This is a genomic window from Geothrix campi (assembly GCF_024609265.1).
In the GTDB taxonomy this organism is placed as follows: domain Bacteria; phylum Acidobacteriota; class Holophagae; order Holophagales; family Holophagaceae; genus Geothrix; species Geothrix campi.
Genome location: NZ_JANHMP010000003.1, coordinates 449,493 through 465,999 on the forward strand (window position 1 = coordinate 449,493; position 16,507 = coordinate 465,999).

A 16,507-nucleotide genomic window follows, 5' to 3' on the forward strand; every position below is an offset into this window, starting at 1 on the left:
CCTACCGGCCCTTGGCCGGACCTTGCTTGAGGGCCTCGAAGAGCCGGTCCAGCTCCGCCTCGCTGCCATAGTGCATCACCAGGGCACCGGCCTTGCCCTTGGCCTTGATTTCAACCCGGGTGCCCCAGGACTGGGTCAGCTCCTCGGCGGCCGCCTTGATGAACAACTCCTGGGGATGCTTCTTCCTTCCCCCCTTGGCCTTGGCCTGCTTCAGGAGTTGCTGGATGCGGGCCTCCAGGGCGCGCACGCTGAGCTGCTGCGCCACGACCTCGTGGGCCAGTTGCTCCTGGAGTCGGGGCTCGGGAACGCCAAGCAGCACCTTCGCATGGCCGGTGCTGAGGCGACCATGGGCCACGTCCGCCTTCAACTCCGCGGGAAGGCGCAGCAGGCGCAGGGTGTTGGCCACCTGCGGGCGGGACTTGCCCACCCGATCCGCCACCTGCTCCTGGGTGAGGCGCAGATGCTCACCCAGCTGCCAGTAGGCGGTGGCCTCCTCGATCGGGTTGAGCTCCTGCCGTTGGATGTTCTCCACCAGGGCGAACTCCAGCAACCGGTCGTCCGGCACTTCCTTGATGACCACGGGGGCCATGGCGAGTCCTGCCAGACGCGCGGCCCGCCAGCGGCGCTCGCCGGCGATGATCTCGAACTGCTCGCCGACCTTGCGCACGACGATGGGTTGCACCATGCCGTGCTGCTTCAGGCTTTCCGCCAGTTCGGACAGCGCCGCCTCGTCGAAATGGGTGCGGGGCTGGGCACGGTTCGGCACCATGCTGCCCAGGGGCAACTCCCGCTGGTTGGCATCCTCGGGGGCCATCTGGCTCATGAGCGAAGTGAGTCCCCGGCCCAGGGCCGGACGCTTCAGCTGGGTCATCAGGCTTCCCTCCTCGCGGGGATCTCCAGACCCAGCCATTCCTTCGCGAGGCTGAGGTAGGCCTGGGCGCCCTTGGAGCGCAGGTCATAGAAGGCCACCGGCTTGCCGTGGCTGGGCGCCTCGGCGAGCCGGATGTTGCGGGGGATCATGGTCTGGAAGACCTTGCCCGGGAAGGCGTGGCGCACCTCGTTGGCCACCGCGGCACCCAGGTTGGTGCGCTCCTCGGCCATGGTGAGCAGGATCCCGCCGAGCTGCAGACGGGGATTCGGCCCGGCCTGGATGCGGCGCAGGGTCTCGGTCAATTCCGCCAAGCCATCGAGGGCGAAGAACTCGCAGGGCATGGGGACGATCACCTCGTCCGCGGCTGTCAGCGCGTTCAGAGTGATCATGCCGAGGCTGGGGGGCGGATCGATGAGGATGTAATCGAAGCGGTCCATGAGTGGGGCCAGACCCTGCTTCAGCACCTGGAGCTGGGGCAGCTCGAAGAGTTCGAACTCCAGTTGCGCGAGATCCTTCCCGGCAGGAATCACCTGCATCATGGGAACCTCGGTGCTCAACAGCAGTGCTTCGGCGGGCGCGCCCTTCATCAGCGCGTAGGCACCGGCGCGATGATCCGGCTTGGGGAAGCCCAGGCCCGTGGTGCTGTGGCCCTGGGGATCGAAGTCCACCAGCAGCACCATCTTCTCCATCATCGCGAGGGACGCGGCGAGGTTGATGGCCGTGGTGGTCTTGCCCACCCCGCCCTTCTGGTTCGCCAGAGCCACCACCCGGGCGCGCATCAGGCGGCCCTCATCTTCGCGCAGGCGCTGATCAAACCACGCATCTCGACATCCCCTCGGGTGTGGAACATGCCAGTCTAGCAGGTCGGGTTCCACGGCGAAGAGGCCGTGTGGTCAGGGCCGGAGCGAGGGATCAGGTTGCACGTGGCCCAGCCGCCGGACCGGGCCGGAAAGCCACAAGTCGCGCCACCCGCCACCCGCCTCCGGGACGAGGGTCACGGAAACGTCCTCGCCGCTGGCCGTGTGGAGACGCCACTCGGAGGGTCCGTCCGTGTGGGCCAGCCAGGCGGCGGCGACGGCACATCCAGTTCCGCAGCAGAGGGTCTCCCCTTCGACGCCGCGCTCCCAGGATCGGATCTTCGCCTCGCCTGGCGCGATCACCTCGATCACGTTCACGTTCGTGCCGCCGGGGATTGCGGCGTGGTGGCGCAATGGAGGGGCGAAGACCGGAAGGTCCACGTCCGCCACCGAAGCCACCCGCAGCACGAGCTGAGGATTGCCGATCCACCCGAAGCCCGCGGGCAGATCCATGGCGAGAGGAACGGAACGCAAACCGAAGCCTTCGCCCTCCGGCATGTGGATGCCCACGTCCTGGCCCCGTCGGCGAAGGAGAATGTGCTCGCCGTTGGAGATCACCTCGAGCAGAGCCGCCTGCGGAGCTCCGGGGACGACCAGGGCCGCCCTGCTACCATTGGAACAAAATGACTTAGCACCATCTGTGTCCCAGTGTTCGAGGATCCAGGGACCCTTTTCCGGCCTTTGCATCAAAAAAAGGCCATCTAAACCGAACCCCCGCCCCCGAGGACAGAGCACCTTGGCCCAATCCGAGCCTGTACAGTCTTTAACCTCGTCCACCCAGAGGTAGCCGAATACGTTGCCGGCCGCGGAGGCGAGGAAGAGATCCAACCTATTTCTCGCGGCTTCCGAAGGTGTACACGGTCTCGCCGGGCCGTGCGTAGCCCTGGCGGCGGGCCAGGGCCTCCATCAGTTCGGGGTCCTTGGCGGCGAGGCGCTGGACCTCCTCCAGCAACTCGCGGTTGCGCCGGTTGAGTTCCACCAGGCGCGCGCGAGTCGCGACCAGCTCGCCCTCACGCTTCCGCAGCTCGGGCAGACCCCCCTGGGAGAACAGCAGAGCCATCAGGGACAGGAAGCCGGAGGCTCCGAGCACGCCCCACAGGGTGGAGGACTTCAGGAGCCAGTTGGCGTTCATGCCGAGGTCCTCCTAGCTGAGGCGGGATCCAAAGGCCTCACGCCCCGCATAGCGGGCCGCGGCTCCCAGCTCCCACTCGATCTGGAGCAGGCGGTTGTACTTGGCGATCCGATCCGTGCGGCAGGGCGCGCCGGTCTTGATCTGTCCTGCACCGGTGGCGACCGCCAGATCCGCGATGAAGCTATCCTCGGTCTCACCGCTACGGTGGCTGATGACAGCCCGGTAGCCGGCCTTGTGGGCCATGTCCACAGCCCGGAGCGTCTCGGTGACGGTGCCGATCTGGTTCAGCTTGATGAGGATGGCGTTGGCCACCTCCTCCTGGATGGCTTTGGCGAGGAGGACGGGGTTGGTGACGAAGATGTCATCCCCCACCAGCTGGGTCTTGGCCCCCATGGCATTCGTCTGGGCCTTCCAGCCCTTCCAGTCGCCTTCGGCGAACCCGTCCTCGATGGAGATGATCGGATGCCGGGAGACGAGGCCCTCGTAGTACTCGACCAGCTGGGCCGGGGTCTTCTGGGTTCCATCCAGGGTGTAGGTCTTGCCCACCAGGAACTCGCTGGCGGCGCAATCCAGCGCCAGGAAGACGTCCTTCCCCAGTTTGTAGCCGGCCTTCTTGACGGCTTCCCCGATCAATTCGAGGGCTTCTTCGTTGGAAGCCAGGTTCGGGGCGAAACCGCCTTCATCCCCCACGCCGGTGGATAGCTTGCGGGCCTTCAGGACCCCCTTCAGGGCGTGATAGACCTCGGCCCCCCAGCGGAGGGCCTCCCGGAAGCTGGGCGCGCCCACAGGCAGGACCATGAACTCCTGGATGTCCACGTTGTTGTCCGCGTGGGCACCCCCGTTGAGGATGTTCATCATCGGCACGGGCAGCAGTCGGGCGGAGGCGCCGCCGAGGTACCGGTACAGGGGCAGCCGAGAGGTCTTCGCCGCGGCATCCGCCAGGGCCATGGACACGCCCAGGATGGCGTTCGCGCCCAGGCGGCCCTTGTTGTCGGTCCCGTCCAGGTCGCACATCAGCTCGTCGAGCTCGGCCTGCTGGAAGGGATCCATGCCCTGGAGGGCCTGGGCCAGCTCCACATTGACCGCATCCACGGCGCCGAGCACCCCCTTGCCGAGGTAGCGCTTCTTGTCGCCGTCTCTCCGCTCCAGGGCCTCCCGGCTGCCTGTCGAGGCACCGGAGGGGACGAGGGCCTGGCCAACGGTCCCATCAGAGAGCTCGATCCGGGCCAGAACCGTGGGGTTCCCCCGGCTGTCGAGGACTTCGAGGGCAGAGACGCGTTCGATGGTGATCATGGCGGCACCCGGCTCAGAGAGGCGCGCTGGCGCGCCTCTCTGATGTTAGCCAGGTTGTGTAGATGGGTTCCGTGGAAACCGTCTACTTCTTCGTAGCCTTCTTCGGCGCGGCCTTCTTCACGACCTTCTTGGCGGCCGGCTTCTTGGCGGCGGCCTTCTTCGGCGCGGCCTTCTTCACGACCTTCTTGGCGGCCGGCTTCTTGGCAGCGGCCTTCTTCGGCGCGGCCTTCTTCACGGCCTTCTTGACGACCTTCTTGGCAGCGGCCTTCTTCGGCGCGGCCTTCTTGGCGGCGGCCTTCTTCGGCGCGGCCTTCTTCACGGCCTTCTTCGGCGCGGCCTTCTTGGCGGCAGCCTTCTTCGGCGCGGCCTTCTTCACGGTCTTCTTGGCGGCCGGCTTCTTGGCGGCGGCCTTCTTCGGCGCGGCCTTCTTCACGGCTTTCTTGGCGGCCGGCTTCTTGGCGGCGGCCTTCTTCTTGGGCGCAGCCTTCTTCGCAGCCGGCTTCTTGGCGGCGGGCTTCGCGGCCGCGGGGGCGGCAGGGGTGGCGACCATGTTGGTCAGTTCGGCCATGGGTGGCTCCTTTACGCCCTTTTGGGCGAGGTTGGAAGGGGTCGTGCGGGAAGATGGCTTGCCAGTAGCACCTTTTGTGCCAAGTTGGGTCGCGTCTTTCCGCTGGGTGGATATGCGTTCCTTGGCTGCGGCAGCAGCCGCGGGGGGATGCGCCGCATCGGCGGCTGAGCCGGTCTTGCCCTTGGGCTTCGCGGCTTTTTTCGGAGGCTCGACACCTGCCAGGATCTGCGCCAGGCGCTTGCCGGGATAATAGTCATCAAGGAGGGCGTCGCCGATCAGCAGCCCATGGATGCCCAGGGCCTCCATCTGCTTGATCTGATCCAGCCGGTGGATGCCGCCCTCGACCAGTTTCAGGCAACTCTTGGGGATCTTCTTCACCAGGGCCACGGCCTGGTCCCAGGACGCTTCCCAGGTATCGAGGTTGCGCCCCACGGCGCAGATGATGTCGGCCCCGGCCTCCACCGCCCGCTGCAGCTCGCCTTCGGAAGTCACTTCAACCACCACGTCGAGACCCTTGCTGGTGGCGAACTTCAGAAGCGTCTCCAGCCGGTCCTGGCTCAGGAGGGCGGGCATGAGGTAGATCGCGTCCGCGCCGAGGATCTTGCTTTCCTCGACCTGGTATTCCTCGAAGATGAAATCGCGGCGGATCAGGGGCAGCTTCACCTGGCTGCGAACCTCGGACAGGTGCTTGTCCTCGCCGTGATAGAGGAACTTATCCGTGGCGATGGACAGGGCCCGTGCCCCGTTTTCGGCCAGGCTCTTGGCGTGAGTGGAGGCCTTGTACGCCTCCCGGACCTGTCCCCGGCCCGGATCGCCCCCGGCAACTTCACCCAAAATAGTGATTCCAGGCTGGCTGAGCTCTTCCTTCAAGGAATGATGACCCTTGTAGGCATCTTTCACCGCCACGGGGCCCCTCTGCTTCTTGATTTCCACATCGAGGGCCTTGAAGATGGCGACTTTCTTTAGCATTTCCCACGCTCCAAATCTCAGATACCTCGCTGCTGGCCCTATGGGGAAGATGATCGGTCGTTTTTCCTCTGATTCAACATCAAACCAGTGATTTGGATGAGGTCAACAGAGAAATCTTCAAAATCTTCATTTTTTTTGACGCTACCTCCCCACCTTCACCCCATTCGTTTCCGCCTTCGTGAACCCGGATCCGGATGACCGTTCTCCGCAAACGGTGCCGCCAATCCAGAATCGCGCTCGAACTCCCGTTGACCTGTATCTTCGTGAAACCGCTCCAACACTCACTTCGCGTCGTTCAGTGCGGGAACACCCCGCCTCCACTCCGCGCGAATCCCGGGGCGGGAAACGCACCGCAAGGCGATGGGCCTGCCCGAGGGGTCGTGCCCCGCGTCGCCGCCTCCGCCTGCTATCCTTCAGCCCGCGCCTTCCACCCCGGGGCCCAGTGCACACGGCCCTTGGGGCCCCACCGGAAGCATCGAGAGGCTCCCATGACGATCCACGTGCTCGACCACCCCCTGGTGCATCACAAGCTCTCCCTCATCCGTGACCGGAAGACCCCGGGAAGCCTCTTCCGGTCGCTCATTGAAGAGGTGGGACTGATCCTCGCGACCGAATCGACGCGCAACCTTCCCGTGGAATCGGTTGTCGTGGAGACACCGCTGGAACGCACGGGCACGCTTCGACTGAAGTCGCTGGATCCCGTGCTGGTGCCAGTCTTGCGGGCGGGCCTCGGCCTCCTTCCATCGTTCCTCAAGCTGCTGCCGACGGCGAAGGTGGGCCATCTCGGGCTCTACCGTGACCACGACTCGCTCGTGCCCGTCCCCTATTACCGAAACTTCCCCCCCATGCTTGAAGCCCGCCCGGTCTTCGTGCTGGATCCCATGCTGGCCACCGGCGGCAGCGCCTCCGAGGCCGTGCGGCAGCTCAAGAGTGCGGGAGCGGTGAACCTGACCCTCGTCTCCCTGCTCGCGGCCCCCGAGGGCCTGGAGCGGCTCCATGCAGACCATCCGGACCTGTCCATCGTCGTCGGCGCCGTGGACCGCCAGCTCAACGAGAAGGGCTACATCCTTCCGGGACTCGGCGACGCGGGGGATCGGCTGTTCGGAACGGCCTAGGCGGTGCTGGAGGAACGCCCTCGAACCACCGCACCATCAGCCATCAAGCCTTTTCGCGCCCGAGCATGGCCCGCAGGCGCCCCATGATCCCGCCTTCACTGCGGGCTGTATCCGGGCTGCTTTCTCCTTCCAGATCGGAAGGGACCGCCACCGAGGGATCCAACTCGAGCGCGCGGCGGAAGCAGCCTTGGGCGTTGGCGTGGAATCCCTTGCGGTGATAGAGCTCGCCCATGAGGGCCCAAGGCTCGGCGGCTCGCGGCCGGATGCGTGAGGCCACCTGGAGCGCCTCGACCGCGCGCGTGGACCACGCTGGATTCCCCAGCCGCAACCGACCGAGCAGCAGCCAGGTCTCGTACGCCGCGGGGGAATCCCCGTCCAGCTTGATGGACTGCTCCAGGGCCCGGATGGCCTCGCTCGTCCGATCCTGCATCACATAGGACTTGGCCTTCACCAGCAGGTGGTGAGCCCGATCCAGCGATGGAAGCGAATCCTCGTCGGCCGTGGAATGAAGCAGGGGCAGGACCGAGGGGGTGGGTTCGGAAAAGGCCCGCTCCATGTCCTCCGGCGGTAGCGGCGGCAGCGAGCGCGGCGTCCGCGCCCGGGGAGGAGGAAAGGCTTCTTCCTCGATCAGCAGGATCGGCTCTGAATCCGCCTCGGCCACCGGGATGGGCTCGAACACGGGCTCCGATACCTCCTGGGGTTCGGGCGCCGGTGTGGGTGCGGCAGGTTCCTTCGGCAGCAGCGGAAGCTCGCCCCGAACGAGGTTCAAGCCGCCCAGAGCCCACAGGGTGGAGACCAGCCGCGCGGATTCTTCGGGGGATAGACCGGAGATTGAACCGATGGTCTCGTAGCCGAGGGGCTCTGAGCCCAACAGGGACAGGGCGTAGGCGAGGGTGGGCGTGAGCGGCAGGTCGCTGAGGGATTCCAGGAGATCGGCCGGCGCCTCCCACCGCCAGTCCGGCTCGCTGCGGAACATCTCCACCAGTTCGCGATCGATCTTGGCGCTCTGGAAGATGTCCCACACGAGCCGCCGGTGATCCAGCCAGAACTGGAGATCCCCGCTGAGGTTGTCTTCCAGCACGCCGGGAACCCAGGTCATCTTGAGGATCGTGTGTTCCATGGCGTGGAGCAGGACCGACTCCAGCAGCTCGTGGAGATGCCTGTCCCGCTCGACCACGGTCATGAGCCCGCCCTGCACCACACGGTCCCCCATGCGGGAGCCTTCACCGTCGGCCAGCATCTCCTTGAGGGAGGCCATGTCGAGCACCCCCCGGCGGATGAGGAAGTTCCCGAACTGCTCTCCGACCGCATCGCTGCGCAGGTAGACAAGATCACCCCCGCGCCAGTAGAGCCTGCGGGTGCCGTCATTCTGTTCGAGCACCAGCTCGCCTTCGGCCCGCTGCTGATGCAGCGATCCCATGAGGGCTGGCAGGAAGTGTCGAAGGCGGACTTCGGGCACCGGTGGCTCCGGAGGATGGATTCAAGTTTGCATGTTCCTTGCCAGGGCGCCAGCCCAAACGGAGGCCCGGCATGCCGCATTATCCCTAGTCCCTTGGCCCAGGAGAGGACAGGACCTATGCTGTCCCTCCATCCTCATTACCTCCCGGGGGACGTTCCCATGTTCGAGAAGCTCGGCAAATTCGAGATCAGGCGCGTCCTTGGGAACGGCGCCATGGGCGAGGTCTACCTCGGCGTCGATCCCTCCATCGGTCGGGAGGTGGCTATCAAGACCATTCTCCCGGCGGCCGCCCAGGGCGGCGAGGCCAAGGAGCGGTTCGCGCGGGAGGCGCGGGCCGCCGGCGTGTTGAATCACCCGAACCTTGTCACCATCTATGAGTTCGGAGAAGACCAGGGCGTGCTCTATATCGCCATGGAGTATGTGAAGGGCCACGACCTGGACGAGCTGCTCCAGGAGCAGTCCCTGAGCCGCTCCGAGGCCCTTGAGGTGCTGGCCCAGGTCTGTGATGGCCTCGGCTTCGCCCACCGCCAGCACATCGTCCACCGCGACATCAAGCCCACGAATGTCCGCGTGCAACGCGACGGGCGGCGCCTGCACGCCAAGGTCATGGACTTCGGCGTGGCGAAGATCAGCAACTCCGACATGACGGCCACCGGCATGGTCATGGGGACCGTGAGCTACATGGCGCCCGAGTACATCCGCACGGGGAAGCCCGATCCCCGCAGCGACCTCTTCGCCGTGGGCGTGATGCTCTACGAGTCCCTCAGCGGGCGCAAGCCCTTCTCGGGCGACACCACCCCCACCGTCCTCTACAAGATCGTGAACGAACCCCCGGATCCCATCGAGACCGAGAAGCTCCAGGGCATCGGCCCCGCCATCCGTTCGGTGCTGGACCGCTCCCTGGCCAAAAATCCCGACGAGCGTTTCCAGACCGCGGAAGACCTCGCCAAGGCCTTGCGCGCCGCGAAAGACCCCTCCTGGACCGGCCAGTTGGAAGAGGCTACCTCCCTCCTCCAGGCCGCCGCGCCCACCGCGCCCGCCAGGCCGGCCATGCCCGCCCCTTCGGCCCCCACCCTGCCGGCTCCGGTGGTTCCGGCCTCCCCGGTGGTCGCGGCCGCCCCGGCCAGGCCCGCCGGTGGGAAGCGCGGAGTCTGGCTGGGCCTCGCGGCCCTGCTCCTGGCGGGCGCCGCTGGCACCGGCTGGTGGGCCCTCCACCGGACCAGCGCCCCGGCTACCGACGCCGCGCCCACCCTCCCCGGCCCGGCCGAACCCGCCACCGAGGCCTCCCGTCCGACGGCTGGAGCCGCCAACCCTGCCACCGGAGGCGGCACGGCCCAGCAGGAGACGAAGGGGAAACCCGAGTCTTCACGGTCATCCCTGGGCGCGGAGGCCGGGGTGGCAGAAGCCCGCAAGCAGGACACTGGGCCAATCGGAGCCAAGCCAGCGGAACGCCGCGCCGCGGAGCCCCGGGCCATCGACCAGCCCGAGCTCTACCAGCCCGAGAAGCTCGACAAGCTGCAGACCCACGAACGGCTGAACCTCGGCAATGTCTCCATGAGCGAGGCCATCCAGCTCGCCGACAAGGACCCTGACAAGGCCATCCACGGCTTCCGGCAAGCCATCAAGGCTGACCCGTACAATGTGAACGCCCACGCCTGGCTGGCGACGGTGCTCCATGATCAGGGCCGCACCGGAGAGTTCGTCCAGGAGCTTCGCGAGGCCCGCCGCCAGGGCCTCCTGGGACAGATGGCCGCGCGGAACATCCGGTTCCGGACCGCCCTCAACCAGGCGCGGTTCAACCGGAAACTTCCCCCGGACCTGGCGGATTGACCATGGTGAAACGCAGCGATGAGCTGGCCGCCCTGGAGGCCGGGCTGGGCTACCGGTTCTCGGACACCTCCCTCCTCCAGGAGGCCCTCACGCACACCTCCGCCGCCAAGGGCCGAGATAACCAGCGGCTGGAATTCCTCGGGGACGCCCTGCTGAATTTCTCGGTGGCCCTGCTGCTCCACCGGGAGCGACCGGATTGGCAGGAAGGCCCCATGAGCAAGTTCCGCGGCGTGCTGGTGCGCACGGACTCCCTGCACCAGTGGGCCCTGGATCTGGGGCTCGACCGCGCCTTGAGCGCCGTCCATCCGCGGAAGGCCCCACCCATGGGCCCCAAGCCCCTGGCGGACGCCCTGGAGGCCCTGCTGGCCGCAGTCTACCTGGACGCCCAGGCCTCCGGCCGGGATGGGAGCGCCGCCACCATGGCCCTGGTGGAGGCCCGTTTTCTGGAACCCATCCGCCAGGCCCACCCAGAGGCCTGGTCCCGCCTGGACCCCAAGACCACCCTCCAGGAAGCCGCCGCCCGGCTGGGTTTGCCTGCCCCGGTCTATACCCAGATTGCACAGTCCGGTCCGGGCCACGCGCCCCTCTTCACGGTGCGCGTCACCGTGGGCGATCTCGGCATCGAGGCGCAGGGCTCCTCCCGCAAGCGGGCAGAAAGCGATGCCGCCCGCCGGCTCCTCGATCTGTTGACGGAATCCTCACAGGCCTGACCCTTGCGTTACACTCCCATCTACCGGTCTACCGGGGTGTCCGCTTGAAGATCTACCCAACCTTGAACCTCCAGCATGGCCGTGTCATCCCCACCACGGGGCAGGGCGGCCCCTCTGCGGAAGCTCCCCTGGACCTCGCGGCCCGCCTTCTCGACGAGGGCGCCACCCGCATGGCCTTGGTGGATGTGGACGCCGCCATGGGCAAGGGCAACAACCGCGACCTCATCGCCCAGATCCTCCAGCGCTGCCAGGCCCGGGACCGCAAGGTCTGCATCCAGGTGGCCGGGGGCATCCGCAGCTCGGACCAGGCCCAGTTCTTCATCGACCAGGGCGCGGTCTGGCTCGTGGCAGGCACGATCCTCCACAAGTCCTCCCTCGTCTCCGAGCAGCTCATGGCGCGCTTCCAGCCCTTCCTCACCGCGGCCATCGATGCCCGCGGGGGCCAAGTGCACCGCTCAGGCTGGGTGGACACCGCCAACCTGAGCGCCCTTGATCTCGCCCTGCGGGCCAAGGCCTACGGGTTCAAGCGGCTGCTCTTCGTGGACATTCCCGAAGTGCCCGGCGCCGATCCCGACTTCGCCACCGCCGAAGCCCTGGCCCTGGCCACGGGACTGCCTCTGGTCATGGGCGGCAGCATCACCTCCCTCCGGCACCTGGATGCGGCCCCCGCCCACCTCGGCCTCAAGGGCGCCCTGGTGGACGCCCTTCTTTTCCGTGAAGATCCTGGACTCCTGGCCCTCCTCCAAGCCGCCTGCGCCTGACTGGAGGGACCGTGACGGAAGCGAAAGGCGCGTTCCTCGCCAGTCTCACGGAATCCGAGCTGATCCACTTCCGTCATCTGGCTCTGGTACGGCCCCAGCTGCCCACGGAAAGCCAGGTCTACATGCTCGAGGGGCTGGCCCGGTCCCTGGCTTCCCCGCGCCTGCTGACCCTCATGGCCCGCACGCCGCATTGGTTGGCCCACTGGCCCATCCTCCTGGGCCTGGCCGAAAACGAAGCCACACCCGAAGCCATCCGCCGCGACTTGGAGATGGTGGTCTCCCTGTTCGACCAGATGCGGGAGATGGACAAGGCCCCTGCAGCCGAAAAGGACGACCGGGCCGAGGCGGTAAAGACCCTCTACTCCCAGCTGAAACCCGAACTGAAGCCCGTGGCCAAGCTGCTGGCGAAGCAGATCGCCAAGACCGTCTCGGCCACCGGCAACACCATGGAGCTGCCGCCACTGCCGGGCGAGGAGCCTGACTGGGAGGCCCTGGCGGTCCTGCCGGCGCCCCTTCCGCCGCAGGCTTCGGCCCCTGTCCTGCACAAAGAGGATCGCCTCACCCGGGCCCAGCAGACGGCCCAGCCGGATGAGCTCCTGGGCTTCCTCCTGGATGCGGATGGCGAGCTGCGCATGGCCGCCCTCCAGAACCCGCTGATCTCCGAGGACCTCATCTGCCGTGCCCTCAGCCAAAGCCCGGTGCCGGAATTCTTCGAGGATGTCTACGCCGAGGCCCGCTGGTACTTCCGGGAGCCCGTGCGGGAGAGCATCCAGGAAGCACCCGGCTGCCCCGCGGACCTCTCCCGGCGCTTGGCCCTCTCCAGCCATCTCGTGGCGGCGCTGGAGCAAGGTGCGGCGACCCCGGCCTCCCTCCGCCGCATCGTGAGCCTCTTCACCCAGCTGGAAGAAGGCGAGTACCAGTTCGTCACCTACTGGGCCAAGCGGCAGTCCCCGCATCTGCTGCGGGTGGTGAAGTACTTCTACGACCGTCTGGCGCGCCAGCGGTCCGGGCTTTCGTCCACCCTGCCCGAGCGCGGCGAGGATGGCCGCTGGGCCAGCATGGAGGAGCGGGTGTTCCTCGCCACCCAGGCCACCCAGGAGGATCAGATCATCCAGGTGCTCAAAGACCCCGACCCGCAGGTCTTCCGCCTGGCTCTGGAGAACCCCGCCCTCACGTCCCGGATGCTGGCCTCCACCCTGCCCATCCTGGACCGCGGCCGGGCCGAGGTGATCGCCGCCCACGCCACCTGGCAGGCCGACCCGCTGGTGGCCGAGACCCTGATCCACCATCCTCACTTGACAGAAGCCACGGCCCTCCGCCTCCTGACGAACCTGCCCGGCCTCAAGCCCGCCATCGAGATCCTGCGGGATCCCCGGCTCCAGCACCTGGAGGTCAAGCGCCGGGCCCTGGAAACCCTCCGCACCCTCTACCAGGGCATGGATGTCACTGAGCGGATCACGGCCCTCCGCACCTCCGGTGGCGAATTGATGCGCCACCTGCCCCAGGAGGTGCTCCAGGACGAGGAGACCCTGCGCCGCATGGTGTCCGACCGCCAGCTGGATCCGGGCATCCTCCTCCGGCTGGCCCGCAACAAGCTGACCCCCCGCGCCGTGCTGGAGCAGATCGCCAGCCACCCGGTACTCCTGGCCCACGCGGCGATCATGTCCGAGCTGCTGCTGAACCCCAAGACACCCCGGGAAGCCTCCGCCCGCATCTGGGGCCTGCTCTCCGAGGCCGAGCAGCAGCAACTCCTCCGCAGCCCGCACCTTCCCGCGACCCTGCGGACCCTCGGGTAAACGGCGGAGGCACCACCCCGTAGCCCAAGTCCAGGAGCCCCCATGCGCCGCCCCGCCGCCATTCTGATTCCCGCCGCGGTGGTTCTGCTCTGCCTGCCCTTCGCCGTCTCCTGCCGACCCAAGCCGCGCGTTCCAGGCTGGGTGCAAGCGGCACCGACCGATAGCGTGGCGGCGTTCTCCGGCGAAGCGGCCTGGATGCTCACCCACAAGGAGGTCCAGTCCCTCATTTCCCGGGATCCCATGGTGGAACGGGCCCTGGACCTCTTCCTCCAGAAGGCCCACATCAATCCGCGCACCGAGACCGGCCGGGTGACCTTCCATGTCATCGGCATGCCGCAGCAGGGCGAGCAGGATCTCCGCAAAGGCCTCGAGCATGTCCTCATCCAGCTGAACCAGTTCGCGGATCCGACGGCCCTCGTGGCGGCTCTTGCCGAGTCCTTTCCCCAGGAGGGGAGCCTGCGCCTTCAGGGTCGGGACTGGCCTCTGCATGTGATTCTCGACCTGGAAACCCAGGGGACGAAGGCTCACATCCGGGCCGCCAGTGACGAGAAGGGCCAGATCTGGATCGGGTCGCTGGAGGCCCTTCAGCGCATGGCCGCCAAGGACAGCCTCGCCAGCCAGCCGGACGCCGCACTCGCCGCCGAGTGGATCAGCGCCCGGGCTCCCTTCCAGGGCTACCTTCAACCCGAGGCCCTGCTGAGCGGCCTGCGCAGGAACCTGGAGGGCAGCTTCATCAAGGATCTGCCCCAGGGCGTCAACGCGCTCTTCTGGAGCATCACCCCGCCCACCGGGAAGGACCAGGCCATCCGCTTCGAACTGGCGCTGGCCGGCTCGGCCGAGGGCATCAACCAGGTCAGCCCGTGGTTGCAACGTCTGGTGGCCGCGGCCAACGCCGTGCAGGCCGCCCCCGGCGCGGCCCCCCAGTTGATGCAGGAGAAACACCGGGTGGGCCTGCGCTGCGCCCTCACCCCCGAGCAGCTCAAGCTGGTGATGGAGAAGCTGGGTCAGCCGGGTTTCTCCCTCACCCTCCCGGCCAGGACTCCCAAGGCATGAGCACGGCCCCATCCCAGCCCGCGGGCGCACCCGGCTCCCTTCCGGCGGAGACGGAGTCCCCCGAGTACTGGATGGCCCAGCTCAAGGCCGGCCGGGAGGAGGCCTTGGCCCACCTCATGGCCCGCTTCGAGCGGCCCCTCTGCGCCTTCCTCCACCGGCGCCTCCAGGGCGAGGCCGGGGTGGTCCAGGAGCTGGCCCAGGAGGTTTTTCTCAAGTGTCTCCAGCATTGCCAGCGGTTTGAGGAGGGTCGTCCCGTGGCTGCCTGGCTTTTTACGCTGGCGGCTAATGCGGCGACGGACCATCTGCGTAGACGGGGGCGAGAGGTATCCCCTCCCGAGACCTTTGACGCTCCGGACCCCCACCAGGCTTCACCCTGGGAATCCGTGGACCAAGGCAGGCGCATCCAGGCCCTTCGCGGAGCTCTGGACGGCCTCACCCCCCGCCAGCGGGCCATGGTGCTTGCCTACTACGTCCACGAACACCCGGTGAAACGGATCGCCCAGGATCTGGGCTGCGCCGAAGGCACCGTGAAAGCCACCCTGTTCCAAAGCCTCCAGAAACTCCGCAAGACCCTTGGACCCCAGCCATGACTCCCGCCGACCTCCATCGAACCGACCCCTGCCTCCTGGACGAGGCCCGGGGCTTCGAGTTGCTCGAGCAGCCCGAGCTCTGGCCGGAGGATCCGGCGCGGCAGGCCGAGCTGGCCGAGCTGCTGGAACTCCACCTGGCCCTGGGGAGTCACGGCCCGGCGTTGGCCGAGAGCCTGGCCCCCGCACCCCGCACCCGCTGGACCGGCGCATGGACTCTGACCGCCGCCGCCGTCCTCCTGGTGGCCCTGATCCCGGCCGCCTACACCATGCAGCGCACCCAGAGCCTCCGGGCCCAGGCCCGGGATACCGCCCGCCTGGAGCAGCTGGCCCGCAAGCGCACCCAGGACCGCGCCTGGATCGCCTTCTTCCGCCAGAGCTCCACCCTGCTTCAGGATTTCGAGCAGAATCCGGCCCTCTGCAAGAAGGGCGAGGAGGACCGCCGCCAGGAACGTGAAACCGCCCTCACCCTGCTGGAGGCCAGCCATCAGCTCGCCGCCCAGGGCGCCCCCCTCCAGGAAGCCGAGGCCATCCGCGCCAGCCTGCACACCTGGCTGTCCGAAGTGGCCTTCGAGGAGGACTGCCTCAGCGTCGAGCGCGCTCGCGAGCTCCGCCAGTGGGCCGCCGCCCACAACCTGGAGGGCCAGGCTGAGCGCATGGAGCGTCGCCTGAGGGGAGACGGCGCATGACCCTGGCTCTTCTGCTGGCCGTGGCCGCATGGATGACGCCCGCCTCACCTGAGCCTGTGGCCTTCGTGCTGGTGGCCCCGGAAAGTCACGCCGAGGCCCTGTTCCGCCAAGGGCGTGACCTTCGCTACGCCCAGCGCTGGTACCAGGCAGCCCAGGCCTACCGTTCGCTGATCCGGGAATTCCCCGGCTCGTCCCGGGTGCCGGACGCACGCTACTGGCTGGCCTCCAGCCTGGAGCAGGACCAGCGATGGGACGAAGCCGCCGACGCCTACACCGAATTTCTCGCGAAGCATCCCGACCAGCGGATGCTGGGCAAGGAAGCCCGTTTGAACCGCGTGCGCTGCTGGGGCATCCGCCAGTGGGACAGCGCCACGGCCCAGGCCGGCCTGGCCGGGGCCCTGTCCGATGAGCGCGAGGAGGTCCGCATCGCCGCCGCCCTCCAGTTGGCCAAGCGCCGAGACACCCGCGCCGTGCCCGTGCTCCAGGCCGGCCTTCGCGCGGATGTCTCCTCCGAGGCCTGCCGCCTCGCCCTGCAGGCCATGGGCATCCAGCCCCAGGCCGCGGGCCCCGCCCAGGGTCGTTTCCTGGTGATCCGCGTGAAGGAGCGGGCCAAGTCCGAGGCTCTGACTGTGCGGCTGACCCTGGGCCTCGCCCGGGCCGTGGGCGGCTACCTTTCGGACGAGCAGCTGCGCCAGGCCCGCAAGAAGGGCGTGGACCTGGAGCGCCTCATGGACCAGGCCATCAACTCCCCCAAGGGCACGGAACTCTTCAGCCTCGATGACGGCAAGAGCACGGTCACGGTGACCGTCGAATAGCC

16 protein-coding genes are annotated in these 16,507 nt (G+C 67.6%); 9 read left to right on the top strand and 7 right to left on the bottom strand.

What is annotated here, in order from left to right; all coding sequences use genetic code 11:
• Position 1: 1 nt before the first annotated feature.
• The 6 genes from NOV65_RS13860 to NOV65_RS13885 form a co-directional block, all read right to left on the bottom strand.
• Complete coding sequence (locus NOV65_RS13860; protein ID WP_257307090.1) at positions 2-871, bottom strand: ParB/RepB/Spo0J family partition protein; 870 nt, start codon at positions 869-871, stop codon at positions 2-4.
• Positions 871-1,650, bottom strand: coding sequence for a ParA family protein (locus NOV65_RS13865; RefSeq protein ID WP_257307091.1), 780 nt, complete (start codon positions 1,648-1,650; stop codon positions 871-873). Before NOV65_RS13865 ends, NOV65_RS13860 begins: the two co-directional genes overlap by 1 nt.
• 114 nt (positions 1,651-1,764) lie before the next feature.
• Positions 1,765-2,556: a diaminopimelate epimerase gene (locus NOV65_RS13870; protein ID WP_257307093.1), complete on the bottom strand. Its 792-nt coding sequence runs from the start codon at positions 2,554-2,556 to the stop codon at positions 1,765-1,767.
• Between the two features lies 1 nt (position 2,557).
• Positions 2,558-2,860 carry an FtsB family cell division protein gene (locus tag NOV65_RS13875; protein ID WP_257307095.1) on the bottom strand — a complete coding sequence of 101 codons (303 nt, stop codon included), beginning with the start codon at positions 2,858-2,860 and terminating at the stop codon, positions 2,558-2,560.
• 12 nt (positions 2,861-2,872) lie between these two features.
• Positions 2,873-4,153: a phosphopyruvate hydratase gene (gene eno / locus NOV65_RS13880; protein ID WP_257307097.1), complete on the bottom strand. Its 1,281-nt coding sequence runs from the start codon at positions 4,151-4,153 to the stop codon at positions 2,873-2,875.
• Between the two features lie 82 nt (positions 4,154-4,235).
• Positions 4,236-5,690 (bottom strand): indole-3-glycerol phosphate synthase TrpC, encoded by a 1,455-nt coding sequence (locus NOV65_RS13885; protein ID WP_257307098.1) that lies wholly within the window; start codon positions 5,688-5,690, stop codon positions 4,236-4,238.
• Positions 5,691-6,178: 488 nt separating this feature from the next.
• Here NOV65_RS13885 and upp point away from each other — a divergent pair, with 488 nt between their 5' ends.
• Positions 6,179-6,805 (top strand): uracil phosphoribosyltransferase, encoded by a 627-nt coding sequence (gene upp, locus NOV65_RS13890; RefSeq protein ID WP_257307099.1) that lies wholly within the window; start codon positions 6,179-6,181, stop codon positions 6,803-6,805.
• 43 nt (positions 6,806-6,848) lie between these two features.
• Here the strand turns inward: upp and NOV65_RS13895 are convergent, their stop codons facing one another.
• The gene (locus tag NOV65_RS13895) at positions 6,849-8,264 is read right to left on the bottom strand and encodes a tetratricopeptide repeat protein (protein WP_257307101.1); all 1,416 of its coding nucleotides are present in this window, start codon (positions 8,262-8,264) and stop codon (positions 6,849-6,851) included.
• A 159-nt stretch (positions 8,265-8,423) separates the two neighbouring features.
• Between NOV65_RS13895 and NOV65_RS13900 the strand changes: the two genes are divergently transcribed.
• From NOV65_RS13900 to NOV65_RS13935, 8 genes are read left to right on the top strand one after another with little or no spacing between them, the layout of a single operon-like run.
• On the top strand, positions 8,424-10,094 hold the full coding sequence (locus NOV65_RS13900) for a serine/threonine-protein kinase (RefSeq protein WP_257307103.1): 1,671 nt from the start codon (positions 8,424-8,426) through the stop codon (positions 10,092-10,094).
• Positions 10,095-10,096: 2 nt separating this feature from the next.
• Positions 10,097-10,804 (top strand): ribonuclease III family protein, encoded by a 708-nt coding sequence (locus NOV65_RS13905; protein WP_257307105.1) that lies wholly within the window; start codon positions 10,097-10,099, stop codon positions 10,802-10,804.
• A 44-nt stretch (positions 10,805-10,848) separates the two neighbouring features.
• Positions 10,849-11,565 (top strand): HisA/HisF-related TIM barrel protein, encoded by a 717-nt coding sequence (locus NOV65_RS13910; RefSeq protein ID WP_257307107.1) that lies wholly within the window; start codon positions 10,849-10,851, stop codon positions 11,563-11,565.
• A gap of 11 nt (positions 11,566-11,576) precedes the next feature.
• Positions 11,577-13,361, top strand: a complete 1,785-nt coding sequence (locus tag NOV65_RS13915; RefSeq protein ID WP_257307109.1) for a hypothetical protein — start codon at positions 11,577-11,579, stop codon at positions 13,359-13,361.
• Positions 13,362-13,403: 42 nt separating this feature from the next.
• Positions 13,404-14,414, top strand: coding sequence for a hypothetical protein (locus tag NOV65_RS13920; RefSeq protein ID WP_257307111.1), 1,011 nt, complete (start codon positions 13,404-13,406; stop codon positions 14,412-14,414).
• Positions 14,411-15,004: an RNA polymerase sigma factor gene (locus tag NOV65_RS13925; protein WP_257307112.1), complete on the top strand. Its 594-nt coding sequence runs from the start codon at positions 14,411-14,413 to the stop codon at positions 15,002-15,004. The genes NOV65_RS13920 and NOV65_RS13925 overlap by 4 nt, the downstream gene beginning before the upstream one ends.
• On the top strand, positions 15,001-15,690 hold the full coding sequence (locus tag NOV65_RS13930) for a hypothetical protein (protein WP_257307114.1): 690 nt from the start codon (positions 15,001-15,003) through the stop codon (positions 15,688-15,690). Before NOV65_RS13925 ends, NOV65_RS13930 begins: the two co-directional genes overlap by 4 nt.
• Complete coding sequence (locus tag NOV65_RS13935) at positions 15,687-16,505, top strand: tetratricopeptide repeat protein (RefSeq protein ID WP_257307116.1); 819 nt, start codon at positions 15,687-15,689, stop codon at positions 16,503-16,505. Before NOV65_RS13930 ends, NOV65_RS13935 begins: the two co-directional genes overlap by 4 nt.
• Positions 16,506-16,507 lie beyond the last annotated feature (2 nt).

Bases quoted from the DNA above. Each gene is read 5' to 3' on its own strand.
- NOV65_RS13860 (WP_257307090.1), bottom strand. From the start codon at position 871: ATGACCCAGCTGAAGCGTCCGGCCCTGGGCCGGGGACTCACTTCGCTC.
- NOV65_RS13865 (WP_257307091.1), bottom strand. From the start codon at position 1,650: ATGCGCGCCCGGGTGGTGGCTCTGGCGAACCAGAAGGGCGGGGTGGGC.
- NOV65_RS13875 (WP_257307095.1), bottom strand. From the start codon at position 2,860: ATGAACGCCAACTGGCTCCTGAAGTCCTCCACCCTGTGGGGCGTGCTC.
- eno (WP_257307097.1), bottom strand. From the start codon at position 4,153: ATGATCACCATCGAACGCGTCTCTGCCCTCGAAGTCCTCGACAGCCGG.
- NOV65_RS13885 (WP_257307098.1), bottom strand. From the start codon at position 5,690: ATGCTAAAGAAAGTCGCCATCTTCAAGGCCCTCGATGTGGAAATCAAG.
- upp (WP_257307099.1), top strand. From the start codon at position 6,179: ATGACGATCCACGTGCTCGACCACCCCCTGGTGCATCACAAGCTCTCC.
- NOV65_RS13900 (WP_257307103.1), top strand. From the start codon at position 8,424: ATGTTCGAGAAGCTCGGCAAATTCGAGATCAGGCGCGTCCTTGGGAAC.
- NOV65_RS13905 (WP_257307105.1), top strand. From the start codon at position 10,097: ATGGTGAAACGCAGCGATGAGCTGGCCGCCCTGGAGGCCGGGCTGGGC.
- NOV65_RS13920 (WP_257307111.1), top strand. From the start codon at position 13,404: ATGCGCCGCCCCGCCGCCATTCTGATTCCCGCCGCGGTGGTTCTGCTC.
- NOV65_RS13925 (WP_257307112.1), top strand. From the start codon at position 14,411: ATGAGCACGGCCCCATCCCAGCCCGCGGGCGCACCCGGCTCCCTTCCG.
- NOV65_RS13930 (WP_257307114.1), top strand. From the start codon at position 15,001: ATGACTCCCGCCGACCTCCATCGAACCGACCCCTGCCTCCTGGACGAG.
- NOV65_RS13935 (WP_257307116.1), top strand. From the start codon at position 15,687: ATGACCCTGGCTCTTCTGCTGGCCGTGGCCGCATGGATGACGCCCGCC.